This window comes from Rubellimicrobium mesophilum DSM 19309 (assembly GCF_000600335.2).
GTDB lineage: Bacteria > Pseudomonadota > Alphaproteobacteria > Rhodobacterales > Rhodobacteraceae > Rubellimicrobium > Rubellimicrobium mesophilum.
Map to the genome: position 1 here is coordinate 1 of NZ_KK088586.1, position 24,373 is coordinate 24,373.

At 71.1% G+C, this 24,373-nt stretch carries 24 protein-coding genes and 4 pseudogenes; 9 read left to right on the forward strand and 19 right to left on the reverse strand.

The features are described 5' to 3' along the window. Positions 1-415: 415 nt before the first annotated feature. From RUMESO_RS15205 to RUMESO_RS15215, 3 genes and pseudogenes are all read left to right on the forward strand, one after another. A pseudogene (locus tag RUMESO_RS15205) lies at positions 416-1,464 on the forward strand (ligase-associated DNA damage response exonuclease). Then, the gene (locus RUMESO_RS15210) at positions 1,461-3,056 is read left to right on the forward strand and encodes an ATP-dependent DNA ligase (protein WP_037281404.1); all 1,596 of its coding nucleotides are present in this window, start codon (positions 1,461-1,463) and stop codon (positions 3,054-3,056) included. The pseudogene RUMESO_RS15205 and the gene RUMESO_RS15210 overlap by 4 nt, the downstream one beginning before the upstream one ends. Before the next feature lie 70 nt (positions 3,057-3,126). Further along, on the forward strand, positions 3,127-4,944 hold the full coding sequence (locus RUMESO_RS15215; RefSeq protein WP_037281405.1) for a M3 family oligoendopeptidase: 1,818 nt from the start codon (positions 3,127-3,129) through the stop codon (positions 4,942-4,944). Positions 4,945-4,977: 33 nt separating this feature from the next. Here the strand turns inward: RUMESO_RS15215 and RUMESO_RS15220 are convergent, their stop codons facing one another. The 8 genes and pseudogenes from RUMESO_RS15220 to RUMESO_RS15255 form a co-directional block, all read right to left on the reverse strand. After that, a complete protein-coding gene (locus RUMESO_RS15220) occupies positions 4,978-5,469 on the reverse strand; it encodes an NAD(P)-dependent oxidoreductase (RefSeq protein ID WP_169791181.1) in 492 nt (163 codons plus the stop codon). After that, positions 5,466-5,675, reverse strand: a complete 210-nt coding sequence (locus RUMESO_RS15225; protein WP_051521372.1) for an NmrA family NAD(P)-binding protein — start codon at positions 5,673-5,675, stop codon at positions 5,466-5,468. Before RUMESO_RS15225 ends, RUMESO_RS15220 begins: the two co-directional genes overlap by 4 nt. Positions 5,676-5,727: 52 nt before the next feature. Further along, positions 5,728-6,705 carry a Gfo/Idh/MocA family protein gene (locus RUMESO_RS15230; protein ID WP_037281406.1) on the reverse strand — a complete coding sequence of 326 codons (978 nt, stop codon included), beginning with the start codon at positions 6,703-6,705 and terminating at the stop codon, positions 5,728-5,730. Positions 6,706-6,767: 62 nt separating this feature from the next. After that, positions 6,768-7,384 (reverse strand): annotated as a pseudogene (locus RUMESO_RS15235) (class I SAM-dependent methyltransferase). Beyond that, complete coding sequence (locus tag RUMESO_RS15240) at positions 7,385-8,128, reverse strand: CDP-alcohol phosphatidyltransferase family protein (protein WP_037281407.1); 744 nt, start codon at positions 8,126-8,128, stop codon at positions 7,385-7,387. It lies immediately after the preceding pseudogene. 3 nt (positions 8,129-8,131) lie between these two features. Further along, the gene (locus RUMESO_RS15245) at positions 8,132-8,824 is read right to left on the reverse strand and encodes a phosphatidylserine decarboxylase (RefSeq protein WP_037281408.1); all 693 of its coding nucleotides are present in this window, start codon (positions 8,822-8,824) and stop codon (positions 8,132-8,134) included. Between the two features lie 126 nt (positions 8,825-8,950). Beyond that, on the reverse strand, positions 8,951-9,847 hold the full coding sequence (rpoH, locus tag RUMESO_RS15250) for an RNA polymerase sigma factor RpoH (RefSeq protein WP_037281409.1): 897 nt from the start codon (positions 9,845-9,847) through the stop codon (positions 8,951-8,953). Between the two features lie 144 nt (positions 9,848-9,991). After that, positions 9,992-11,011 (reverse strand): pseudouridine synthase, encoded by a 1,020-nt coding sequence (locus RUMESO_RS15255; RefSeq protein WP_037281410.1) that lies wholly within the window; start codon positions 11,009-11,011, stop codon positions 9,992-9,994. Here RUMESO_RS15255 and RUMESO_RS15260 point away from each other — a divergent pair. Together RUMESO_RS15260 and RUMESO_RS28190 are read left to right on the forward strand one after the other, a co-directional pair. Continuing rightward, positions 11,010-11,312: a DUF6476 family protein gene (locus tag RUMESO_RS15260; RefSeq protein ID WP_037281411.1), complete on the forward strand. Its 303-nt coding sequence runs from the start codon at positions 11,010-11,012 to the stop codon at positions 11,310-11,312. The genes RUMESO_RS15255 and RUMESO_RS15260 overlap by 2 nt on opposite strands. Before the next feature lie 362 nt (positions 11,313-11,674). Further along, positions 11,675-11,890 (forward strand): DUF1127 domain-containing protein, encoded by a 216-nt coding sequence (locus RUMESO_RS28190; RefSeq protein ID WP_082484119.1) that lies wholly within the window; start codon positions 11,675-11,677, stop codon positions 11,888-11,890. Between the two features lie 175 nt (positions 11,891-12,065). Here the strand turns inward: RUMESO_RS28190 and RUMESO_RS28585 are convergent. The 7 genes and pseudogenes from RUMESO_RS28585 to RUMESO_RS15290 all read right to left on the reverse strand — a co-directional run. After that, positions 12,066-12,173 (reverse strand): annotated as a pseudogene (locus tag RUMESO_RS28585) (sugar ABC transporter ATP-binding protein); the annotation flags it as partial. Between the two features lie 361 nt (positions 12,174-12,534). Then, a pseudogene (locus RUMESO_RS28590) lies at positions 12,535-12,957 on the reverse strand (ABC transporter ATP-binding protein); the annotation flags it as partial. Positions 12,958-12,961: 4 nt separating this feature from the next. Further along, the gene (locus RUMESO_RS27295) at positions 12,962-13,237 is read right to left on the reverse strand and encodes an ABC transporter permease family protein (RefSeq protein ID WP_342670788.1); all 276 of its coding nucleotides are present in this window, start codon (positions 13,235-13,237) and stop codon (positions 12,962-12,964) included. Next, positions 13,128-13,769: a carbohydrate ABC transporter permease gene (locus tag RUMESO_RS15275; RefSeq protein WP_245639297.1), complete on the reverse strand. Its 642-nt coding sequence runs from the start codon at positions 13,767-13,769 to the stop codon at positions 13,128-13,130. Before RUMESO_RS15275 ends, RUMESO_RS27295 begins: the two co-directional genes overlap by 110 nt. A 53-nt stretch (positions 13,770-13,822) precedes the next feature. Beyond that, positions 13,823-14,749 (reverse strand): carbohydrate ABC transporter permease, encoded by a 927-nt coding sequence (locus RUMESO_RS15280; RefSeq protein WP_082484115.1) that lies wholly within the window; start codon positions 14,747-14,749, stop codon positions 13,823-13,825. A 2-nt stretch (positions 14,750-14,751) separates the two neighbouring features. Further along, positions 14,752-16,035, reverse strand: a complete 1,284-nt coding sequence (locus RUMESO_RS15285; RefSeq protein WP_037281413.1) for an ABC transporter substrate-binding protein — start codon at positions 16,033-16,035, stop codon at positions 14,752-14,754. 51 nt (positions 16,036-16,086) lie between these two features. Further along, positions 16,087-18,411, reverse strand: a complete 2,325-nt coding sequence (locus tag RUMESO_RS15290) for a family 78 glycoside hydrolase catalytic domain (protein WP_051521373.1) — start codon at positions 18,409-18,411, stop codon at positions 16,087-16,089. 145 nt (positions 18,412-18,556) lie between these two features. On the opposite strand from RUMESO_RS15290, the gene RUMESO_RS15295 reads away from it, so the two are divergent. After that, entirely contained in the window at positions 18,557-19,573 is a 1,017-nt protein-coding gene (locus RUMESO_RS15295) for a LacI family DNA-binding transcriptional regulator (RefSeq protein ID WP_037281414.1), read from the forward strand. A 75-nt stretch (positions 19,574-19,648) separates the two neighbouring features. On the opposite strand, the gene RUMESO_RS15300 is transcribed toward RUMESO_RS15295, so the two are convergent. Next, positions 19,649-20,395, reverse strand: coding sequence for a metallophosphoesterase (locus RUMESO_RS15300; protein ID WP_051521374.1), 747 nt, complete (start codon positions 20,393-20,395; stop codon positions 19,649-19,651). Positions 20,396-20,529: 134 nt separating this feature from the next. On the opposite strand from RUMESO_RS15300, the gene RUMESO_RS15305 reads away from it, so the two are divergent. Further along, positions 20,530-21,900: a phosphohexomutase domain-containing protein gene (locus RUMESO_RS15305; protein WP_037281415.1), complete on the forward strand. Its 1,371-nt coding sequence runs from the start codon at positions 20,530-20,532 to the stop codon at positions 21,898-21,900. Positions 21,901-21,904: 4 nt separating this feature from the next. On the opposite strand, the gene RUMESO_RS15310 is transcribed toward RUMESO_RS15305, so the two are convergent. From RUMESO_RS15310 to RUMESO_RS15320, 3 genes are all read right to left on the reverse strand, one after another. Continuing rightward, positions 21,905-22,270: a YbaN family protein gene (locus tag RUMESO_RS15310; protein ID WP_037281416.1), complete on the reverse strand. Its 366-nt coding sequence runs from the start codon at positions 22,268-22,270 to the stop codon at positions 21,905-21,907. 213 nt (positions 22,271-22,483) lie between these two features. Next, complete coding sequence (locus tag RUMESO_RS15315; RefSeq protein WP_037281417.1) at positions 22,484-22,855, reverse strand: rhodanese-like domain-containing protein; 372 nt, start codon at positions 22,853-22,855, stop codon at positions 22,484-22,486. Between the two features lie 80 nt (positions 22,856-22,935). After that, the gene (locus RUMESO_RS15320) at positions 22,936-23,241 is read right to left on the reverse strand and encodes a TFIIB-type zinc ribbon-containing protein (RefSeq protein WP_037281418.1); all 306 of its coding nucleotides are present in this window, start codon (positions 23,239-23,241) and stop codon (positions 22,936-22,938) included. Positions 23,242-23,328: 87 nt separating this feature from the next. Between RUMESO_RS15320 and RUMESO_RS15325 the strand changes: the two genes are divergently transcribed. After that, positions 23,329-23,805 (forward strand): YdcF family protein, encoded by a 477-nt coding sequence (locus RUMESO_RS15325; protein ID WP_037281419.1) that lies wholly within the window; start codon positions 23,329-23,331, stop codon positions 23,803-23,805. A gap of 63 nt (positions 23,806-23,868) precedes the next feature. Continuing rightward, on the forward strand, positions 23,869-24,354 hold the full coding sequence (locus tag RUMESO_RS15330) for a pyridoxamine 5'-phosphate oxidase (protein WP_037281420.1): 486 nt from the start codon (positions 23,869-23,871) through the stop codon (positions 24,352-24,354). Positions 24,355-24,373 lie beyond the last annotated feature (19 nt).

The following is a 24,373-nucleotide window of genomic DNA, read 5'->3' on the forward strand; positions in this document are numbered from 1 at the left end:
CAGCGCGCGGCAGGGGGGCGGAAAGGGAGAGGAGCGATGGTGTAGCGATAGCGCGCGGGGGTCCTGCTGACGCGGCAATGTCCCGGGAGCCCTGGGCGGACGATACGTGGACCAAGGTGAGATGTCCCCAGGACCCCGACCCGCTCTTGACTGAGCGGTCCGGCCCTCCCCCTCGCGCGCCCTGAACCCGCGAGGCCGGAGCCCCCCGGTGGCCACGCGGGGCAATCGTATTTCCGGGGGGCCGCAGGCCGCGCCAGCGCAGGTCGCCCGCCCCTGACGCCAGGGCCCGTTCTCTCCGGCCTCCGGGGCTGAGGTCGCCCGGCGAACTGACCGACCAAGGCTCTTGCAGGCTGACGGACTCCCGGAGCGTGGCCCGCCTCTTCCCGCCCGCTCCGCCCGCGCTACCCTCCGCCTCATGCCCGTCCTGACCTTCACCGACCGGGGAATCTACTGCGAGGCCGGGGACTTCCACATCGACCCCTGGCGCCCCGTTCCCCGCGCGCTCCTCACGCACGGCCACTCGGACCACGCCCGGAGCGGCATGGGCGCCTACCTCGCGACCGACCTCGCCGCCCGCCCGTGATCCGCCACCGCCTGGACCCCATCGCGCTCGACACGATCCGCTACGGCGAGGTCCGGCAGATCGGTGGGGCGAAGGTGTCCTTCCACCCCGCCGGCCACGTCCCCGGCTCCGCCCAGATCCGCGTCGAGGTGGGCGGCGAGGTGTGGTGCGTCTCCGGCGACTACAAGGTGGTGGACGACGGCCTCTCGACCCCGTGGGAGCCCGTCCGCTGCCACGCCTTCATCTCCGAATGCACCTTCGGCCTCCCCGTCTTCCGCTGGCCCTCGCAGGTGGACATCGCCGAGGACCTCAACGCCTGGTGGCGCGCCAATGCCGAGGACGGCCGCCACTCCCTCCTCGGCGCCTACTCCCTCGGCAAGGCCCAGCGCCTCCTGCACATGCTCGACCCCGGGATCGGCCCCATCCTCACCCACGGCGCCGTCGAGGGCACCAACGAGGTCCTCCGCGCCCAGGGCCTCCCCCTCCCGCCCACGACCCGCGTCACCCCCGGCCTCGACCTCAAGGCCCATCCCGGCGCCCTCGTCGTGGCCCCGCCCTCCGCGCTCAACTCCACCTGGGCGCGCAAGTTCGGGCCCGCCTCCACCGCCGTCGCCTCCGGCTGGATGGCGCTGCGGGGAATCCGCCGCCGCCGAGGCACGGACCGGGGGTTCGTCGTCTCCGACCACGCCGACTGGCCCGGCCTCAACGCCGCGATCAAGGAGACCGGAGCCCACAAGGTCTTCGTCACCCACGGCTACGTCCAGGCCTTCCGCCACTGGCTGGAGGAACAGGGCTACGACGCCGGCATCGTCGCCACCGACTACGCGGGCGAGGAGGTCTTCGCCCACGAGGAGGCCCCCAAGGACATCATCGACGAGGACGCCCCGGAGGCGGCGGAATGAAGGACTTCGCCGCCCTCTACGCCCGCCTCGACCAGACGACTCGCACCAATGCCAAGGTCGCGGCCCTCACCGACTACTTCGCCTCCGACGCCGTTCCCGCCGCCGACAAGCTCTGGACCGTCGCGCTCTTCTCCGGCCGCCGCCCCCGCCGCACCATCACCGCCACGCGCCTGCGCGACTGGGCCGCCGAAAAGGCAAGCCTTCCCCTCTGGCTCTTCGAGGAATCCTACGGCGTCGTCGGCGACCTGAGCGAGACCATCTCCCTCATCCTTCCCCCCGCCTCGCGGGAGGAGGACCAGCCCCTCGCCCACTGGATCGCCCGCCTCCGCGACCTCTCCGCCCTGCCCGAGGACTCCCGCAAGCAGGGCATCCTCGACGCCTGGGACTCGCTCCCGAACGCCGAGCGCTTCCTCTTCACCAAGCTCCTCACCGGCAGCTTCCGCGTCGGCATCTCGCAGACCCTGATGACCCGCGCCCTCGCCCAGGCCACGGCGCAGCCCGAGACCGAGATCGCCCACCGCCTCATGGGCAACTGGACGCCCGAGACCACGACCTGGGCCCGCCTCCTCCACGAGGGCGAGGCGCGCGACGACACGGCCCGCCCCTACCCCTTCTACCTCGCCTACCAGCTCGACGACCCCGCCGACCTCGGCGACCCGGCCGACTGGTTCGCCGAGCGAAAGTGGGACGGCATCCGCGGCCAGCTCATCCTGCGCGAGGGGCGCCACCACCTCTGGAGCCGAGGCGAGGACCTCATCACCGACCGCTTCCCGGAGCTGGCGAGGGCCATCGACTGGCTCCCCCACGGCACCGTCCTCGACGGCGAGATCCTGGCCTGGGAAGGCGACCGCCCCCTGACCTTCAACGCGCTGCAACCGAGGATCGGCCGCAAGACCGTCCCCAAGGCGCTCCTCACCACCGCCCCCGTGGTCCTGATGGCCTACGACCTCCTCGAACAGGACGGCCACGACATCCGCCCCGCCCCGTTCCAGGAACGCCGCCAGCGCCTCGAAACGCTTCTCCGGGACCTCCCGCCCGAGGCCCCCCTCCGCCTCTCGCCTCCCGTCCCCTTCGCCACCGTGGACGACCTCCGCACCGAACGCCTCCGCGCCCGCGAGGAGGGGGCCGAGGGCCTGATGCTCAAGCGCCTCTCCTCCCCCTACGGGACGGGCCGCAAGAAGGGCGACTGGTGGAAGTGGAAGGTGGACCCCCTCACCATCGACGCGGTGATGATCTACGCCCAGGGAGGCTCGGGCCGCCGCGCCAACCTCTTCACCGACTTCACCTTCGCGGTCCGCAACGGCAACGAGCTCGTCCCCTTCACCAAGGCCTATTCCGGCCTCACCGACGCCGAGTTCCGCCAGATCACCGCCTGGGTGAACCGCCACACCGTCCAGAAGTTCGGCCCCGTCCGGCAGGTCGAGCCCGTGCAGGTCTTCGAGATCGGCTTCGAAGGCATCCAGGCCTCCCCCCGCCACAAGTCCGGCGTCGCGCTCCGCTTCCCCCGGATGCTCCGCTGGCGCCACGACAAGCCGGTGGACGAGATCGACACGCTGGACACCCTCAAGGAAATCCTTGCCGCGCACGGCTAGGGGAGCCGCCCTTCCCCCCTGACGCACCGCCCGCCTAGATTGGCCGGACAGCATCACGAAGGGACAGCCCATGACGACCCCCGTCTTCGACGCCAACGCCACGGGCGCCGGCCACAACGAGTTCGGGCAACTCCCCGAATGGAACCTGTCCGACCTCTATTCGTCCCCGGACGCGCCCGAGCTCAAGCGCGACACCGACTGGCTGGAGGACGCCTGCAAGTCCTTCGCCGCCGACTACGAGGGCAAGCTCGCCACCCTCGACGCGCAGGGGATGCTCGACGCCGTCCTCCGCTACGAGAGGATCGAGCAGGTCGCCGGCCGGATCATGTCCTTCGCGGGCCTGCGCTACTACCAGAACACCATCGACGGCGAGCGGGCCAAGTTCATGTCCGACTGCCAGGACCGCGTCACCGCCTTCACCACCCCCCTGGTCTTCTGGGGGCTGGAGTTCAACCGGCTGGAGGACGACCACCTGAACGCCCTCCTCGGCCAGAGCCAGGAGCTTCACCGCTACAAGCCCGTCTTCGACCGGATGCGCGCGATGAAGCCCTACCAGCTCTCCGACGAGCTGGAGCGCTTCCTGCACGACGCCTCGGTCGTCGGCGCCTCGGCCTGGAACAAGCTCTTCGACGAGACCATGGCCGGCCTCGAGTTCGAGGTGAACGGCGAGACCCTCAACATCGAGGGCACGCTGAACCTCCTGCAGGAGCAGGACCGGAGCAAGCGCGAGGCCGCCTTCCACGCCCTCGCCAAGGTCTTCGGCGAGAACATCCGCACCTTCGCGCGCATCCACAACACGCTCGCCAAGGAGAAGGAGATCGAGGACCGCTGGCGCGGCCTGCCCTTCCCGCAGATGGGCCGCCACCTCGCCAACCACGTCGAGCCCGAGGTGGTCGAGGCGCTGCGGAACGCCGTCGTCGCCGCCTACCCGCGCCTGTCGCACCGCTACTACCGGCTCAAGGCCAAGTGGCTCGGCCTCGACAAGCTGCAGGTCTGGGACCGCAACGCGCCGCTCCCCACCGAGGACGACCGCGTCGTCGCCTGGGACGAGGCGCAGCGCACCGTGTCCGAGGCCTACGCCGCCTTCGACCCGCGCATGGCCGAGATCGCGCAGCCCTTCTTCACCCAAGGCTGGATCGACGCCGCCGTGAAGCCCGGCAAGGCCCCCGGCGCCTTCGCCCATCCCACGGTGACGGACGCGCACCCCTACGTGATGCTCAACTACCTGGGCAAGCCGCGCGACGTGATGACTCTCGCCCACGAGCTCGGCCACGGCGTCCACCAGGTACTCGCCGCCGGCCAGGGCGAGCTGCTGTCATCGACGCCCCTGACGCTGGCGGAAACGGCGAGCGTCTTCGGCGAGATGCTGACCTTCCGCAAGCTCCTCACCGAGGCGCCGGACGCGAAGGCCAAGAAGGCCCTCCTCGCCGGCAAGGTCGAGGACATGATCAACACGGTGGTCCGCCAGATCGCCTTCTACGACTTCGAATCCAAGCTCCACGAGGCGCGCCGCCACGGCGAACTCACCCCTGACGAGATCGACGCCCTATGGATGTCCGTCCAGGCCGAGAGCCTCGGCGACGCCTTCGACTTCGCGCCGGGCTACGAGACCTTCTGGTCCTACATCCCGCACTTCATCCACTCGCCCTTCTACGTCTACGCCTACGCCTTCGGCGACGGCCTCGTGAACGCGCTCTACGCCGTCTACGAGGAGGGCGGGGCGGACTTCCAGGACAAGTACTTCGAGATGCTCAAGGCCGGGGGCTCCAAGCACCACAAGGATCTCCTCGCCCCCTTCGGCCTGGATGCCTCCGACCCGAGGTTCTGGGACAAGGGCCTGTCGATGATCGAGGGCTTCATCGACGAGCTGGAGAAGATGGAGGCCTGACCCTCCGGGCGGGTCCTCGCCGGGCCCGCCCCCTCACGCCAGCATCTCCAGGATCACCTCCGTCGAGGACTCCTTGAGGTCGTCCTCCGCCCGCGCGATGGCGGGCGTCTGGCGCAGCCAGTGGTCATGCACCGCGCAGTCGAGCAGCAGCGCCGCGAGGTCGCCCGTCCGCGTCCGGATCAGCTCCTCCGGGATCACGTCCGGCCCGATCCACGGATCGGCGGTGGCCTCCGCCTCCATGAGCCATCCCGGCCGCGCCGCCGTCCAGTCGAGCGGGGAGGCGCGCAGCATCGCCTCCATCTCGCGCATCTGCTCCAGGACCCGGTGCAGCGCCGTCAGCACCGCCGTGCGGAACAGGAACGGTCCCCGGTCGGTCGTGGCAACGAAGCTCGCCGAGATCACCGCGAGCCGTCGCACCCCCTCGGCCTCCATGGCCTCCACGATGCGCCGCGTGCCCTTGGTGTAGAGCGGCGGCGGGCTCAGCAGCGTCTTGGGATCGTTCGGCACGCCAAGGCAGGAGATCACGGCATCCATGCCCTGCACGAGGGGCGCAGGTCATCCTCCAGCACGTCGGCCGGGACGACCTCCACGCCCTCCGGAATCGCTTCGGGCGACTTGAATTCCTTCTCCGAGGCGCGGACCGGATGGCCCTTGGCCGCCGCCTGCCGCACCACCTCGCGCCCCGTGGCGCCCTCGGCCCCGAACACGAGGATGCGTCGCCTGTCCGTCATCGGGCCCTCCCCTTTCGCAGGGAACGGCCCGATGGCTCCCGGGTTCCGGCCCTCAGCCGGCCCGCTCCCGTTCCAGCACCATGTCGATCATCCGCTGCGTCCCCTTCGAGAACTCCAGCGGACAGGGATAGGCCGCGCCCTCCCGCAGGGTCCTGCCAAAGGCCTCGACCTGCAGGACGTAGTGGTTCGCCGCCGGCCAGCGCTCGGCCGTCCGCACGTTGTCGCCGGTCTCCAGGATCACCTGAGCCATGTCGTGGAGGTTGGCGTTGAACGGCCCATGCGCCACGCGCAGGACCCCCTCGGTCCCGTGGAACACCACCTCCTGCCGGGGATGCATCCGCATCGAGGTGAAACCCGAATAGGTGAACCCCGGGAACCGCGCCGTCACGAGGGCGAAGGTGTCCACCCCGTTCTCGCGCCGCACGACGGCGTGCTCCACCGCCTCGGGCTCCTCGCCCGTGACGAACCGCGTGGACCCGAAGGTGTAGACCCCGATATCCGGCAGCGAGCCCCCGCCCACCTCGGGCCGATTGCGGATGTTGTCCATGTCGAGGAGGTTGTAGGAGAAGGCCGCGTCCACGTGGACGAGCTTCCCGATCGCACCCTCGCCCACCAGCTCCTTGGCCCGGATCCACTGGGGATGGTGGACGATCATGTAGGCCTCGGCCACCAGCAGCCCCGACCGGTCCCGCGCTTCGATCAGCCGGTCGAACTCCTCCGCCTGCATGGTCATCGGCTTCTCGCAGAGGACGTGCTTGCCGGCCTCGATGGCCTTCAGCGACCACTCGACATGGAGGTGGTTCGGCAGCGGGATGTAGATCGCCTCGACCTCCGGATCGGCCAGCAGCGCCTCGTAGGAGGAATGCACCTTCAGGTTGGGTGCGAACTCCTGGAACGGCTCGGCCTTCTCGGGGCTGGAGGTGGCGAGGGCGTAGAAGTCGGCCCCCTTCGCGGCATGGATGGCCGGCGCCATGTGGTGGCGGGCGAAGTTGGCCGCGCCCAGGACGCCCCAGCGGACGGGTTTCTGCATGGTTCGACTCCCCTCGGAATGCAGGGGCGACACTAGCGGCGCGGGCCGCGGGTGCAATCCGGTCAGGCGTCCTTCACCAGCCGCATCAGGGTCATCATGCCGAGGGGCGGCAGCGTCCGCTCCTCGACCAGCCTCAACCGCCGCTCGCCCAGCACCTGTCCCCGGTCGAAGTCCGAGTGCCAGCCCAGGTGGTCGGCCAGCGGCGCGGCCAGCCACTCGGCCACCGCCAGCGCGCCCGTGTCCCGGCGGAAGTGGTTGACGATCACCACCGTGCCCCCGGCCGCACCACGCGGGCGATCTCGGCCATTACCCGCTCCGGCTCGGGCACTACCGAGATGACGTGCATGCAGGCGACGTGGTCGAAGCTCTCGTCGGGGAAGTCGAGCTCCCGCGCGTCCATCCGGCGCAGCGAGACGACGTTGCGCAGAGCCTCGCGGGCCGCCTTGGCGCGCGCCTTCTCCAGCATCTCCGCGCTGTAGTCGACGCCCGTGACGGTCACGCGAGGCCCGTAGAGCGGAAGGGCCAGGCCCGTTCCCACGCCGACCTCGAGCACCGAACCGCCCAGCTCGCTCAGGATCGCCGTGGCCCGGCGCCGTCCGACGTTCGTCACCGCGCCGAAGGTCCGGTCATAGACCGGGGCCCAGCGTGCATAGGACTTCTCGACCGCCTGGAGCTCCATTCATCCGTCCTTCCGTGCGAGGCGCCGCCCCCGGGCCCAGCCCGACAGGAGCAGCAGGAGATAGCCGACATCCAGGAGGACCAGCGTCAGCCAGGGATAGGTGAGGAGAGCCGCCCCCAGCGCCACGACCCCCAGGAGCAGCATCCGCGCCTGCTCGGGCCGGACCGTGACGGGCCGGAAGGCCGGCGTGGGCAGGCGGCTCACCATGAGCGCGCCGACGAGGACCATCCAAAGCGCCGCCAATGGCGCAGGCAGGACCCAGCCGGGCGCGAGGTTCGCGACGAAGATCGGCAGCAGCGCCAGCATCGCCCCGGCGGGCGAGGGCACCCCCGTGAAGGTCGTCTTGGGCGCCGGAGAGGGCTCCCGGCTCCCGATGTTGAACCGCGCGAGCCGCAGCGCGCAGGCCACCGCATAGAGCAGCGCCGCGATCCACCCCTCGCCGCCCGCACCGCCATAGGCCCAGAGATGCACCACCAGCGCCGGCGCCACCCCGAAATCCACGAAGTCGCAGAGCGAGTCGAGCTCCGCCCCCATCGCGCTCTCGCTGCGCAGCCGCCGCGCGAGCCGCCCGTCGAGCCCGTCGAGGACCCCCGCGAGCAGGATCAGCGCCGCCGCGCCGTCGAACTTCCCCTCCACGCCCAGGCGGATCGCGGTCAGCCCGGCGCAGAGGGCGCCCAGCGTCAGCGCGTTGGGAAGGAGCTGCACCACGGACAGGCGGGGCCGGGGGTCCGGGCGCGCGTCCATGCGTCACTCCTCCCGCGCCGGACGGGGCGGACCGACCCGCCCGAGGTCGGCAATCACCGTCTCGCCCGCCACCATGGCCTGCCCCACCGCGACCAGCGGCGACACGCCCTCCGGCAGGTACACGTCGAGCCGCGAGCCGAAGCGGATCAGCCCGAACCTCTCCCCGGTCCGCAGGGACTGGCCCATCCTCGTCCAGCACAGGATGCGACGCGCCACCAGCCCCGCGATCTGGACCACCGCGAGCCTCCGCCCGTCCGCCAGCTCCAGGCACAGCCCGTTCCGTTCGTTGTCCTCGCTGGCCTTGTCCAGCGAGGCGTTCAGGAACTTCCCCGGCCGGTAGGCCACCGCCAGCACCCGCCCCGCCACCGGCGCGCGGTTCACGTGGCAGTTGAAGACGGACATGAAGACGCTGACGCGGGTGAGCGCCTCCGGGCCCATGCCCAGCTCCGCCGGGGGCACCGCCGGCTCGATCAGGGACACGACGCCATCGGCCGGGCTCACCACGAGCCCCTCCCCCAACGGGACATGACGGCGCGGGTCGCGGAAGAAGTAGTAGCACCAGACGGTGAGGCCGACCCCCAGCCAGCCCAGAGGCTCCCACAGCCAGAACAGGATCAGGGTGACGAGAGCGAACACGGCCAGGAAGCGATACCCCTCCGGGTGCATCGGCTTCAGGAACGTGCCCCACATCGTCATGCGCTGTCCCCCGGCCCTTGGGGGCCCGGGGCAGCCCTAGCGGCGCGGCAGGGGGAGTTCAAACGGAAACGACGCTTCGCCCTGCATTTCCGCCATCGCCCGGCAAGGCGCCGCGCAGGCCTGGGGTCAGGCCGTCTCCAGCATCCCCCGCTCGCGGGCGAGCTCGGTCATGCGCTTCTGGATCTTCTCGAAGGCGCGGACCTCGATCTGGCGGATACGCTCGCGCGAGACGCCATAGCGCTCCGACAGCTCCTCCAGCGTGACCACGTCGTCGGTCAGCCGGCGCTGCATGAGCACGTCCCGCTCCCGGTCGGTGAGCTGGTCCATCGCCGCCATCAGCAGCTCCCGCCGGGCCTCGAGCTCGTCGCGCTCGGCGAAGGCGGTGGCCTGATCCGCGTCCTCGTCCTCCAGCCAGTCCTGCCACTGGGTGGTGCTGTCGTCGCTTGTCCCCACCTGGGCGTTGAGCGAGGCGTCGCCGCCCGACAGGCGCCGATTCATGGAGATCACCTCGTCCTCGGTCACGCCGAGGTCGGTCGCGATCCTGGCCACGTTCTCGGGCCGCAGGTCCCCCTCCTCCAGGGCGCCGATCCGCGCCTTCGCCTTGCGGAGGTTGAAGAACAGCTTCTTCTGCGCCGAGGTCGTCCCCAGCTTCACGAGGCTCCACGACCGCAGGATGTATTCCTGGATCGCCGCGCGGATCCACCACATCGCATAGGTGGCGAGGCGGAACCCCTTCTCCGGATCGAACCGCTTCACCGCCTGCATCAGGCCCACGTTCGCTTCCGAGATCACCTCGGCCTGCGGCAGCCCGTAGCCCCGGTAGCCCATGGCGATCTTGGCGGCGAGGCGCAGGTGCGAGGTGACGAGCTTGTGCGCGGCCCCGGCGTCCTCGTGGTCCACCCAGCGCTTGGCCAGCATGTACTCCTCCTCCGGCTCCAGCATCGGGAACTTGCGGATTTCCTGGAGATAACGGTTCAGCCCCTGCTCGGGGCTCGGTGCCGGAAGATTCGCGTAGGTCGCCATGAAGGGCCCCCTTTCGTAAAGTTCATCCCTTTAACATTCAGGAGCGTCTGACGCAAGGGCAAAGAGCGCGTCGCTCATCTTTCTCAAGGAAAGATGAACAGTTACCGTGCGGCCTCGCACGGAGCTTGTCGCGGTGACGAGGTCTCAACCTCCCAGCGCGCGCAGGAGTTCCGCCATGTCGGGGGGCAGCGGCGATTCGAAGCGGAGGGCCTCGCCGGTGACCGGATGCACGAAGCCCAGCGTCGCCGCATGGAGAGCCTGCCGGGGGAAGCCCATCACCGCCTCGGCCCCTGCCTCGCCCAGGGCGCGGGCCGAGGGCCTGCGATGCCCCCCATAGACCGGGTCGCCGACGAGCCCGTGTCCCGCATAGGCCATCTGCACCCGGATCTGGTGCGTCCGCCCGGTCTCCAGCCAGCAGTCCACCAGCGCGGCGGCGGGGGGCGTCCCGAAGGTCTCCACCACGCGGGCCCGCGTCACGGCGTGCCGCCCGACTTCCCAGGTCACCGCCTGCCGCTGCCGGTCAGTCCGGTGCCGGTCGAGCCGCGTGGCGATCCGCAGCACCGCGCCCGGCTCCCAGGACACCCCCCGCAGCCCCCTCAGGCGCGGATCGCCCGGGTCCGGCACGCCATGGCATACGGCGAGATAATGCCGCTCCACGTCATGCGCCTCGAACTGCGCGGCGAGTCCCTGGTGCGCCCGGTCCGACTTCGCCGCGACCAGCAGCCCCGAGGTCTCCTTGTCGATCCGGTGCACGATCCCCGGCCGCAGCATCCCGCCCACGCCCGACAGCGAGTCCCCGCAATGATGGATCAAGGCGTTGACCAACGTCCCTCCGGGGCTTCCCGGGGCCGGATGGACGACCATCCCGGCGGGCTTGTCCACCACGATCAGGTCCGCGTCCTCCCAGACGACCGCCAGCGGGATGTCCTCCGCCCCGATGTGGCTCTCCTCCGGGTCGCCCACCTCGATCTCGACCCGAGCGCCCTCCGCGACGGGCGCCGAGGGATCGGTCTGCACATGGCCCTCAACCCGCACCGCCCCCTCGACGATGAGGCGGGCGAGGCGCGACCGGCTCAGCGTCTCGTCTGGCACGTCCCGCGCCAGGGCCTTATCAAGGCGGCGCGGCGGGTCGGCCGCGATCTCGAAGGCAAGGCGCTCGCCCATGGACACGTCTCCCGAGGCTCCCGAGCCCCAACTCCCGCCGAGCCTCCGGCTGCTCAAGCGCCTCGTCGTGGCGCTGACGGTGGTGATGATCGCGGGCTTCCTAGTGCTGATCGCCGCCCTTGTCATGCGCCTCAACGCCGTCGGGCCATCGCTCCCCGACAGCGTGACGCTCCCCGGCGACGCTCGGGCCGCCGCCTTCACCCAAGGCTCCGACTGGTTCGCCGTGGTGACGACCGACGACCGCATCCTGATCTACGACCGCCTCACCGGACGGCTCCGCCAGTCCCTGACCATCGAGTGATCCTTCGCGCGAGTCGCCTGAGGCGTGGCGCCAGGGCTCGCTTCGCCCAATTCCCTCGATCCGCCACTTGACAGGATTCCAGGTCGCCGCCCCGCGCGTGCCCAAGGACGCGGCATCCGTGCCCAAGCCATGAGCCGAACTCGACCGCGGGTTGCAGGGCCTCCCTTGCACCGTTCCCGGACTGCCTGCCCATCGGTCGCCCCGCTCGAAAACAGGTCAGTGCCCCTCATGCAGTTGCTGCAACGCAGCATTGACCTCCTGGCCATTGTGCAAGTGCAGCATCGCCATAACCTATGACCCGACCCGATCACCGCGCCGGGTCGTGCCACGGACCGGCGCCCCCAAGGAAGAGGACCATGACCATGGCCCATGCCCCCCAGACCCGAGCCCTTGCCAACCCATCCGCCGGCCTCCTCGACAGCCTCTGGCCCGCCCTTGCCGCGAGGGTCGCCTGGTATCGCACCTACCGCCGGACGCTGGACGAGCTCCGCCAGCTTTCCGACCGCGACCTTGCCGACATGGGGATGCACCGCAGCACCATCGCCGACGTGGCACGCGAAGCCGCCGGCCGCCTCTGAGACCGTCGCGGACGCCCCTCCTCCTCCCTGGGCGTCCCGTGACCTGCGGCGGGGCCACCTCCTCCCGGCCTCGCCGTACCCCTAGGCCGCGAAGCGATGCTCCGCCCCCTTCGACGGGGCTCACGAAGACCTCCGCCCCGGGCGCGAGCGTCGTCCCGCCCCCGGTCCGTGCCACCAGTTCCCCGAGTTGAGGCACCTCCAGATAGACGATGGCGTCGGCGCCGAGCCTCTCGATGTGCCGCACCTTGCCCCGCCAGCGTCCCAGGCTCGGGGACAGCAGCACGTGCTCCGGCCGGATGCCGTAGATCGCGGCGCCCCATGGCCTTCGCCGCCTCCCCTCCGAACAGGTTCATCTTCGGGCTACCGATGAAGCCCGCGACGAAGGGCGTAGCCGGATGGCCGTAAAGGTCCATCGGCGCGCCGGCCTGCTCGATCCGTCCGCCCTGCAGGACCACAATCTGGTCGGCCATGGTCATCGCCTCGACCTGGTCGTGGGTCACGTAGATCATCGTGGCGTCGAGCCGGTGGTGCAGGTCCGCCAACTCCAGCCGCATCTCGGCCCTGAGGGAGGCGTCGAGGTTCGACAGCGGCTCGTCGAAGAGGAAGACCTTCGGGTCGCGCACGATGGCCCGCCCGATCGCCACCCGCTGCCTCTGGCCGCCGGAGAGCGCCTTGGGCTTGCGGTCGAGGAGATGGGTGAGCTGCAGGATGTCCGCCGCCGCCCGCACCTTCGCCTCGATCTCCGCCTTGGGCAGCCGCGCGAGGCTCAGCCCGAAGCCGATGTTCTGCGCCACCGTGAGATGCGGGTAGAGCGCGTAGTTCTGGAACACCATGGCGATGCCGCGCTCGCTGGGCTCGGCCCAGGTCACGTCCTGCCCGCCGATCAGGATCTGGCCGTCCGTGACCTCCTCCAGCCCCGCGATCATCCGCAGGAGCGTGGATTTCCCGCAGCCCGAGGGCCCCACGAAGACGCAGAAGCTGCCCGAGGCGACGGTCAGGTCCACCCCCTTGATGACCTCCACCGAGCCGAAGCTCTTGCGGACGCCCCTCAGTTGCACCTCGGCCATGGCCCTATCCCTTGACGGCGCCCGCGGTCATGCCCGCGACGATCTGGCGGTTGAAGAAGACGAAGACGATCAGCGGCGGGATCGTCACCAGGAGCACGTTCATGAACAGCAGGTTGAACTGCGAGGAGAACTGGCTCTGGAAGTTGTAGAGCGTGAGCTGGACGGTCACGTTATCCTTCCCCGGCAGGTAGTAGAGCGGGTTGGTGAAGTCGTTGAAGATCGCGATGCTCTGCACGACGATCAGCGTCACCGTCACCGGCCTCAGAAGCGGCAGGATCACCCGGAAGAAGACCTGCAGGGGCCTGGCCCCCGTCGATGATCGCGGCCTCGTCCAGCTCCTTCGGGATCGTCGCGATGAAGGCGCGGTAGAGCAGGACCGAGAACGACAGCCCATAGGCCACCTCGATCAGGATCATCCCGTGGATCGTCTTGAAGAGCCCGAGCCCCTGGAGCACCCAGATCGTCGGCACCACGGCGGGCGGGATCATCAGGCCGGCAAGGACGAAGGCCATCACCACGGCGTTCCACCGCGACCGCCGCCGCTGCAGGACGTAGCCCACCATCGCCGCCAGCACGATGAGCAGCGCGACCGCCCCCACTGTGATCACCGTGGAATTGAAGTAGGCGAGGAGCAGCATGTAGTTGCGCGCCTCGATCACGTCCTTGAAGTTCTCCCAGGCCTGCCACTCGCTTGGCCAGGAGAAGCTCATGCGGCTCGCGTCCCGCTGGTTCTTCACCGCCTGCAGCGCGATGAACAGGAACGGCACCACGAAGACGACGAAGGCCACCAGCATCGCCAGGGCCCCGGTCACGGCCGGGCGCCACCTGGCGGGACGGCGACGGACGGGCAGCGGCGGCACGGCGGTCACAGGTCCACCTCGCGCCGGTTGAACCACCAGGTCAGCGGCAGGACGATGAGGGCGATGAGCACGAACAGGATCACGTTCCCCGCCGTGGCGAGCCCGTAGAACCCTGCCTGGTACTGCTTGTAGATCACCGAGGCGATCACGTCCGAGGAGAAGCCGGGCCCCCCGCCGGTCATGGCCCAGATCAACTCGAAGTAGCGCAGGCCCGAGATCAGCGACAGCGTGACCACGGTCACCGTCGCCGGCCGCACCAGCGGCACCGTCACCCGCCAGAAGAGCTGCCACCGCGTGGCCCCGTCGATCCGCGCGGCCTCGTAGTAGTCGGCTGGGATCGAGACGAGCCCCGCCATGTAGATCACCGCCGCGAGGCCCACGCCCTTCCACACGTCCACCAGCGCCACCGAGAGGAGCGCCAGCGACGGGTTGGTGAGCCAGCCCGGCCCGTCGATCCCGATGGCGTCCAGCGCCACGTTGATGGCCCCCTTGGTGGGATGCATCATCGCCTCGAAGGCGAAGCCCACGCCGATGGTCGAGACGAGGACGGGAAAGAACACCAGCGTCCTGAGCGTCCCCCGGAAGAGGATGTTCCCGGTGAGGAGCACCGCCAGCAGCAGCCCCAGCACCGTCTTGAGCGCGCTGGTGAGCCCCCCATAGATCAGCGTGTTGATCACGCCCTGGACGAGGAAAGGCTCCCGGAAGAACTGCCGGAAGTTGTCCAGCCCGATGAACTCGGCCTCGCTCAGGGTCCAGCGCGTCAGGCTGAACCACAGGCTCGCCAGCGTGGGCACCACGAACAGCGCGCCATAGACGATGGCGGCCGGCAGGAAGAACCACGTCGGATAGGGCGAGCGGCGGCGACGGCGCGGCGCCGCCCCCGCCCGCGCCTTGGGGCGGGCGTCAGGGGAGAGACTGACGTCCGCCGCCATTCTCACCAGCCCTCGATGCCGAGCTGCTGCGCCTGCTTCTGCACGTCCTGGTCGTAGAGCGCGGCGGCCTCGGCGGCCGGACGGATTCCCGAGCCCACCTCGACGGTGATCTGCTCCAGCGCCGGACCCTTGATGGGCGACAGGAACTCCAGCGCGGGGGCGGTGCGGCCGTCCTGGAAGTAGGGCAGCATGTCGGACACGGCGCGCGGCACGTCGGCGGGCAGGTCGCAGCCCTCCACCAGGAGCGGTCCCGTGGCCCCCACGGTGTCGATCATGATCTGGCAGGCCTCGGGGCTTGCCGCGAAGTTGACGAAGTCCTTGGCGATGTCGGTGTGCTCGCCGCCCTTGGGCACGTACATGGCGTCGAGGTACCAGACGGTGAGGCCGTTCGGAGCCCCCGCCGGGCCCGGCTGGGCGAAGAAGCCGACGTTTTCCAGGGACTCGGGGTAGTTCTGCTGGATCGCGCCGATGGCGAAGGTCAGCATCGGGTAATGGGCGGCCTCGCCTTCGGCCACCATGCGCAGGCCGTCGTCGTAGGTGGCCGCGCCAAAGTCCTCGTTCCACCAGCCCTTCTCGAAGCCTTCCTGAAGGTGCTCGAAGCCGCGCATCGCCGCGGGGGTGTCGGCGTACTTGGCCTGGTTGGCCGTGTACTTCTCGGCGAAGTCGGGCACCTCGGCCTGCACGTTGAAGTAGTCGGCCAGCACGAAGAGCTGGGAGGTCCAGGTGTCGCCGTAGGTCTGCGCCACGGGCACGTGGCCCGCCGCCTTGATGGCCTCGTTGTTGGCCTCGAACTCCTCCCAGGTCTGCGGGACCTTGAGGCCCAGTTCCTCGTACATCGGCACGTTGTAGAAGATGCCGCCGCCCATGGCGGCCCGCAGCGGCACGCCGTAGACCTTGCCGTCCGTGCCCGTGACCACGCCCTTGAAGCCGTCCAGCACGCCGGCCATGTTGGGCAGGTCGTCGAGCGGCTCGAGCGTCTCGGTCGGGTTGAGCGCCTGGAACAGCGAGCCGGCGTTGTAGGCGAAGATGTCGGACATCTCGCCCGTGGCGAGCCGGGTCTTGACGAGGTTGTCCCCATCCGAGCCGCCGGGGCGCTGCTCCAGGTCGAAGGTGACGTTGGGGTGCTGCGCGGTGTAGGCCTCGGTCAGCGCCTCGGCCACGGCGACCCCGTCGGGCGAGCCGTCCGTGAGGTAGGTGAGCGTCACCTCCTCCTCCTGCGCCCAGGCCCCGCCGGCCATCGTGGCGAGCGCGGCGGCCAGCGCGGCGCTCGGGATCAGTCTCGTCATGCGTCTCTCCTCCGTTGGTCTGTTGTCGCGCGGGTTGGCCCCGCGTTGATCTCACGTGATGGTGAAAGCGATCTCGTGCGCGCCGGGGCCGACCTCGAAGGCCTCCGCCTGCGCCGCTCCGTCGAGGCTCACGTCCTGCCAGGCCCCCGGCACGAAGCGGCCCGTGCAGCCCTCGGGCAGCGTCACCCGGTAGGTCACGCGATCGCCATCCAGCCGCCACTCCGCCGCAACCTCGCCCTTCGGGCTCTGGTGTGAGACGCGAACGGGCGAGAGCTCCGGGATGATAACGGGATCGAGTTCCAGCCGCGCGAAGCCCGGCCCCTCCTCGCTCCGCCGCAGCCCCGCGACTCCCTCGAACAGCCACTGGCACACCGCCCCATAGGCGTAGTGGTTGTAGCTGTTCATGCCGGGATTGAAGAGGGTCCCGTCCGGCAGCAGGGCGTCCCACCGTTCCCAGATCGTCGTGGCGCCCATCTTCACCTGATACAGCCACCCCGGAATGCGCTCGTTCAGCAGCATCTTCGCGGCGAGGTCGTGCATCCCGAGCCTGGACAGCGCCGGCAGCAGCGCCGGCGTCCCGATGAAGCCCGTGCCGATGCGCCCGTCGGTCTCCTCCACCACGCGCCGGAACTGGCGCGCGGCGGCCTCCCGGTGCTCCTCGGGCACGAGGTCGTGGAGGAGCGAGAGCGCGTAGGAGGTCTGGTCGCCATAGGCGATCCGGCCCGAGGGCGTGATGAACTCGCGGGCGAAGGCATCCCGGATCTCCCGTGCCCGCGCCCGGAGCCGCGCGGCCTCCTCCCCCTTGCCCAGCAGGTCCGCGATGCGGGCCACGAGGGTCGTGGAAATGAAGTGGTAGATCGTCGCCGCCGCGTCGTCCCCGATGGTGGTCGCGGCCTTCTGGTTGTCCACCTGCCCCGGCTGCGCCTGCGGCTGGAGCCAGTCGCCGAAGGTGAAGCCCTTCCCGCCCCAGACCGGGTTGGGCGTGATGATCGGCCCGTCCGAGATGCTCCACAGGTAGTCGAGCCACTTCAGCATCGCGGCCCAGCACTCGCGCAGCACATCGGTGTCCCCGTAGTGCAGGTAGAGCTGCCAGGGGATGACCACGATGGCGTCGCCCCAGCCGGTCGAGCCCGCCCAGTCGCCCCGCCCCGGCACGGGATGGAGCCGCGTCGGGTCCGGCGAGAAGTGCGGCACCGCCCCGTCCGGCCGCTGGTCGGCCATCACGTCCCGCAGGTACTTGCGAAGGAAGGCGTGGCTGTCCGCGAGCCAGCAGGCGGTTCCCGCGAAGACCTGCGCGTCGCCCGTCCAGCCCAGCCGCTCATCCCGCTGCGGGCAGTCGGTCGGCACCTCGATGAAGTTCGCCTGCTGCGACCAGACCGTGTTGAGCACCAGCCGGTTCACGAGCGGGTGCCCGGATTCGAAGAACCCGCGCCGCTCGGGCACCGAGGAGATCGGCACGCTCTCGATCCGGGTCACGCGGGCGCTCCCCGCGACCGTCACGCGCGCATAGCGGTAGCCCATGAAGGTGAACATGGGCGCATAGGTCTCGGCCGCCCCGCCCTTCAGCGCGTAGTCCACCGCCGCCCGGGCGCTGCGGTAGTTGCGGTTGTCCCACTGCTTGTTGGGCCCGAGCTGCTCCGAATGCTCCACGAGCACCGTCGCCCCCGCCTCGCCCTCGGCGGTGAAGCGGACATGGCCGCCCGCGTTCTGGCCGAAGTCGTAGACCACGGCCTCGCCGTCCTGCCACTGGTCCACGGGCGCCAGGGGCGCCAGCTCCCGCACCGGCGGCGCCTCGTGCGGGACCAGCAGGCCCGTGTCGAAGCCCAGCACCTCGACCCCATGCGTCTCCTCGGGCGTCACGCGGGCGTCCACGCTCTCGCCCCAGTAGATGCCGTTCCTGCGGATCGGCAACAGGCCGCTGCGCCAGGACTCGTCGGTCCGCAGGAGCACGTCGCCGCCCGCCCCGATCTCCGCGATGGCGCCGATCCGGTCGCCGTAGCAGTTGAAGATCGGCGCCGAGGCCCACATGAGCTGCGACCGCCACCAGCCGTCGCCCAGCCAGATCTCCAGCCGGTTCGCGCCGGGACGGAGCAGGTCCGACACCGGGTAGCCCTGATACGCGATCCGGTCGTCGTAGCTCGTCCAGCCCGGCGTCAGAAGGTCCTCGCCCACGCGCCGCCCGTTCAGGAAGGCGCGGTAGAGCCCCTGCGCCGAGATCACCAACCGCGCCCCCTCGGGCACTTTCTCCAGCGTGAAGTCCCTCGCGACGAAGGAAGCCGGCGTCCCCTGCCCCCCATCCGAGAGCGGCGCGATCATCGACGCCGTCCAGGCGTGGGCATCCCTGCGCGCCAAAGGCTGCACGGCCAAGTCCTTCATCGGTCCTCCCTCCCTCTCGCCGCCCCTCTCCTCCGGGGCAGGCCAGAGTTTGTGTATCGTTCTACGTGGATCGTTCTACAATTCGCTTGCCCTTGCAACTGAAATCTGCGGAGGCTTGCGGCGAGCCCCCGCCCGGAGTCGCAGCTTGTCGCCGAAGGACACGCCCCCCGCGCCACGCGCCACGATTCGCACCGTCGCGGCCGACGCGGGCGTGTCGGTGGCCGCCGTGTCAAAGGTCCTGCGCAACGCCTACGGCGTCAGCGATGCCCTGCGCGCCCGCGTCACCGCCTCCATCGAGAAGCTGGGCTACCGCCCCTCGAAGGCCGCCCAGGGCCTCCGGGGCCGCAGCACCACGGTCGGCGTGCTGCTGGTGGAGATCGGCAACCCCTTCCTGCCCTTCGTCATCGACGGCGTGCAGGACGTCCTCGCCCCCTCCCATTACCGCGCGATGATCGGCGTCGGGCGCGCCCAGACGCATCTGGAGACCGAGCTCGTCGAATCGATGATCGACCACGGCATGGCGGGCCTGATCCTCGTGGCCCCCCTCCTCCCCGCCGAGGTGGTGAGCCGCTACGCCCGCCGGGTCCCCACCGTCCTCGTCGCCTACCATGAGCCCGGCGACACGCCCTACGACACGGTGAACAGCGACGACCGGCGCGGGGCGGCGCTCGCGACCGAGGGTCTGCTCGCCCGCGGGCACCGGGACGTCGGCTTCCTGGCCCAGCGTTCGAGCCAGGGGCGCCGCGCCAATGTCGCGACCGAGCGCGAGAAGGGATACGGCGACGCCATGGCGGCGGCCGGTCTCCCGCCCAGGGTCTTCGACCTCGTCGCCCCGCCCGACGGGCGCGAGGCCGAGCTCGCGGCCTTCCTCCGGCGTCCTGACCGCCCCCGGGCCGCCGTCGTCTGGAGCGACCTCGACGCGATCCCGCTGCGGGGCCTCGCGGCACGGGCCGGGGTCCGCGTCCCCGAGGACCTCGCGCTCGTGGGCTACGACAACAGCCCCATGGCGGGCTTCCCGCTCGTGGACCTCGCCAGCATCGACCAGCAGGGTCGCGAGATCGGCCGGCAGGCGGCCGAGGCCCTTCTCGGCCGCATCGGCGGCCGCTCCGAGCCCCGCCACCTCCTGATCGAGCCCCACCTCGTCGCGCGGTCCAGCCTCTGAGCCGCCAGCCTCCCGGCGCGCACCCAGACCCGACGCTCGTCCAAGCGCGGAAGGCGAACCGCCTTCATGCCCGCCTCAGGTCGAGAGGAACTCGACCCCGCCCGCCCCGATCAGCGCCGCCGTGAGCCGCCCGGTCGCATAGGCCCCGGTGTCCACCCCGATCCGGCCGCCCTCGACGATCGGACGGGGCAGGATCGTATGCCCGTGCACCACCCAGAGCCCGTCCGTCCGCGGCACCTCGCCGAACCTCGGATGCCCCCAGAGCAGCGCCTGCTCCTCCTGCTCCTCCAGCGGTCGCGCGGGGTCCGCCCCCGCATGGGCCACCACGACGTTGCCGCTGCGCCACCAGAGCGGCCGCGCGCGCAACCAGGCGATCAGCTCCTCGCCCATCGCTTCCCGGAGCCGATCCCGCGCGGCCCGCAGGCCCTCTCCCCGCGAGCGCTCCGACACCCCGCCGATCCCGAAGCTCGCGAGCGTCTGCAGCCCGCCGTTGAACAGCCAGCGCGGGCCGTAGGCCTCGGGGTCGTCGAGGAACTCCAGGCACATCGCCTCATGGTTCCCGCGCAGGCCGACGAGGTCCGCGCGCCCCGAGACGCGCCGCAGCACCGCCGCGCTCTCCTCGCCCCGGTCGATCATGTCGCCCACCAGAACGATCTGGGCCTCGGGCGCCCGCTCCGCGATCCGTCCGAGGAGCCGGGCCAGGAGGGCGTCCCGACCGTGCACGTCGCCGATCACGGCCAGGGGCCGGTCGGGCGCCAGGGGCGCGTCGAACCCGGCGGGCGCCGCGCTCCGCCGCGACAGCCGTTCCAGAAGTCGCCTCATCCTCCCCGCCCCCACCGGATGCCCCTCTGGTCCCTAGCCCAGCCCCATCGCCCCGGGCAAGCCGCAGGCCCTTGCAACTTCCTCGGCCTCCGCCCATGGACCGGGGCTCGAGACCCCAGCCCGGTGCCGCGACCATGACCTCTCTCACCTGCTTCAAGGCCTACGACATCCGCGGCCGCCTCGGGCCCGAGCTCGACGACGGCATCGCCCGCCGCATCGGCCGCGCCTTCGCCGAGGTGCTGGACGCCCGCCGCGTGGTGCTGGGCCGCGATATCCGCCCCACCTCGGGCCCCCTCATGGATGCCGTGGCCGAGGGACTCGTGGAGGCCGGCGTCGAGGTCCTCGACCTCGGCCTCTGCGGCACCGAGGAGATGTACTGGGCCACCACCCATTTCGGCGCCGATGGCGGGATCGAGGTCACCGCCTCGCACAACCCCATCGAGTACAATGGCCTCAAGATGGTCCGCGCCGGCTCCGCCCCCATCGGCGCCGACACCGGCCTCTCGGCGATCAAGGTCCTCGCCGAATCCGCCGCCTTCGCCCCCCCGCGCCCCGGCGGCACCCGCCACGAGGCCGCCGGCGCGCGCGAAGCCTATGTCGCGCGCGTCCTGTCCTTCATCGACCCGGCCGCGCTTCGCCCCCTCACGATCCTCGTCAACGCCGGCAACGGGGCCGCCGGGCCGACCTTCGACGCTCTGGCCGAGGCTCTCGAGGCCAGGGGCGCTCCCCTCCGCTTCGTCCGGATGCACCACGAGCCCGACGGGAGCTTCCCGCATGGCATCCCGAACCCCCTTCTCCCGGAGAACCAGCCCGTCACGGCCCGGGCCGTCCTCGACGCCGGCGCCGACATGGGCATCGCCTGGGACGGCGACTTCGATCGCTGCTTCCTCTTCGACGAGAGGGGCCGCTTCATCCCCGGGGAATACGTCGTGGGCCTCCTCGCCGAAGCCTTCCTCGCGCAGGAGCCCGGCGCGACGGTCGTCCACGACCCGCGCGTCGTCTGGAACACCCAGGACATCGTCGCCCGGGCCGGGGGCCGCGCCGTGCAGGCCCGCACCGGCCATGCCTTCCTCAAGCAGGCGCTCCGCGACACCGGCGCCGTCTATGGCGGCGAGATGTCGGCCCACCACTACTTCCGCGACTTCGCCTCCTGCGACAGCGGCATGATCCCCTGGCTCCTCGTGGCGGCCCTCATGAGCCGCCGCGACGCCCCCCTCTCCGACCTGTGGGAGTCCCGCCGCCAGGCCTTCCCCTCCTCCGGCGAGATCAACTTCCGCGTGGAGGACGCCAGGGCCACCGTCGCCCGCATCGTGGCGGAGCTGGCGCCCCTGGCGGAGTCCCGCGACGACACCGACGGCACCAGCCTGTCCTTCGGCGCCTGGCGGTTCAATCTCCGCAGTTCGAACACCGAGCCGCTCCTGCGCCTCAACGTCGAGGCCAAGGGCGACGAGCGCCTCGTCGAGGAGGGCGTCCGCCGGGTGACCGACCTGATCCGGGCCGGCTGACCCCTCAGCCCGAAGGCCGGGTCAGGATGTAGAGCGCCGCCCCGCCCATCGTGAGCGCCTGCACCGCGACGACGCCCGTCGGAAGGGCCAGGACGACCGCCCCGACCAGCGAGCAGCCCATCAGGGCGCAGGCCAGCGCCTTGTGCCGGGGCTGGATCGCGCCCCTCTCCTCCCAGTCGCGGATCGCAGGGCCGAAGTGCCGGCTCCGCTCCAGCCTGCGCCTCATGGCGGGCGACCCCTTCCCGAAGGCGAAGGCCGCGAGCAGGATGAAGGGCGTGGTCGGCATCACCGGCAGGAGGACGCCGATCGCCCCGAGCGCCAGCGCCACCCAGCCGAAGGCCGTCCAGAGGAGGCGTGGCCCGGCCATCATCGGGCGCGGCCAGGAGGGGCTTGGATCATCATGGCTCCCGCATCCGACGGCCCCAGGCCGCCCCGACGAGGCTCCGGGGAATGAAGCCGCGCCGCATGGACCGACGCCCGCCGAGCTCCCCCACCGGGCCCCGAGCAGGACAAGGACCCGCGCCGTCCGGGCCACGCCGCGCGGACGCGCAATCCATCCGGCATGACACGCCGGCCCCGCGCCTCAGCCCCGCTCCACCGGCAGGCCCTTCTCGGCCCAGTCCTTGAAGCCGCCCATGTGTCGGACATCCGCGAAGCCCAGCTCCTTCAGCCGCGCCGCCGCGAGCGCCGCGCGACCGCCCACCCCGCAATAGGTCACGACCGTCTTCGTCGGGTCGAGCGCCGCCTCGCGCCGCGGGCTCGACGGATCGGCCTGCACGTCCAGCATCCCGCGCGGGATGTTCAGCGCCCCCGCGACCTTGCCGGAGGCCTCGACCTCCGAAGGCTCACGCACGTCGAGGAAGACGACGTCGGCCAGCCGGCTCGCCTCCTCGGGCGTGATCGCCGGCACCTTGGCCTTGGCCTCCGCCACGTTCTCCGGGGTCATCGGGGTCATGGTCGAACCTCTCTCGCAAACGGGCGCCCATGGCCCGGCGGGCAAGCTAGCGTGGCGGGCCGGGGTCGGCCAGCGGCGCCTCAGAAATCGAAGATGTCGCCCAGAAGGCTCTTCCGCTTCTTCTTGCGATAATGGTCGTCATCGTCGCCACGGCGATGGTCGTCGCGGCGCTCGCTCCGATACTCGTCCCGCCGGGGCTCCCGATGCTCCTCCCGCCGCGCCTCGCGCGGAGGCTCCTGCAGCGCCACGGCCGGGGTCGCCTTCTCGATGATCTTGTCGAGCTCCCCCCGATCCAGCCACACGCCCCGGCATTGCGGGCAATAGTCGATCTCCACGCCCGACCGCTCGGTCATCACGAGCGTCGCGCCGTCCACGGGGCACTTCATGGCCTGTCCTCCTTGCTGGCTCCGCTCCACATGGGAAGCGCGCCGCCCCCTCGCAACCCGGGTCCGCGCGCCTTACGCTGCGGCGCCATGAAGGTCGCCCTGATCCTCGGCGCCGCCGTCTGGCCGGACGGCGCGCCTTCGCCGACGCTCCGCCGCCGGACGCTCCACGCCGTCGCGCTCTGGCGTCGGGGCGAGGTCGCGGCCCTGATCCCCTGCGGCGGCCTGGGCACCCACCCGCCCAGCGAGGCCGAGGCGATGCGCCGGCTCCTCCTGTCCGAGGGCGTGCCTCCCGGGGCCATCCACCTCGAGGACCGATCCCGCAACACCCACGAGAACATTCGCCTCGCGCTGCCGATCCTGGCCGGCCTGGGCGCGACCGAGGCCGTCATCGTGACCGACGCCACCCATGCCCCCCGCGCGCGCCTGATCGCCGGCCGCCTCGGCCTCCGCGCCACCAGCGCCTCGCCGCCGCTCCGGGGAGGGCACCTGCCCACCACCCTCCGCCAGGGCCTGCGCGAGATCCCCGCGACCGCCCTGGCCCTCTGGCGGCTGCGAAGCCGCTAGCCCTTCGTCGCCGCGCCTCCCGCACGCCTTGCGCCCCGCCCGGCCTCCGGGCACCCTGCCGCCATGGAACGGCCCGACCCCATCCGCCCCACCGACGACGAGGCCCGTGCCCTCGCCCGCCGCCTCCTCGCCGAGGCCCGCCACGGCGCCCTCGGCGTCCTCGACCCCGAGACGCGGGGCCCCTTCGTCACCCGCATCGCCGTCGGCTGGGACGGCGAGGCGGCGCTCGCGCTCGTCTCGACCCTCGCGCTGCACACCCGGGCGCTGCAGGCCGACCCCGCCTGTTCGCTCCTCCTGGGCGAGCCCGGCCCCAAGGGCGACCCCCTCACCCATCCGCGCCTGACGCTGCTCGCGGCGGCCGGGCCCGCGGACAAGGCCGCCCAGCGGACCTCCTGGCTCGCCCGGCACCCCAAGTCGGCCCTGTACTACGACTTCGCCGACTTCCTCCTGCTGCGCCTGCGGGTCCGCTCCGCCTTCCTCAACGGCGGCTTCGGCAAGGCCTTCCGCCTGACGCCCGAGGACCTGAAGGACCCGGCCGGGGCCGCTTGACACCGCCTCCCGCCCGGTC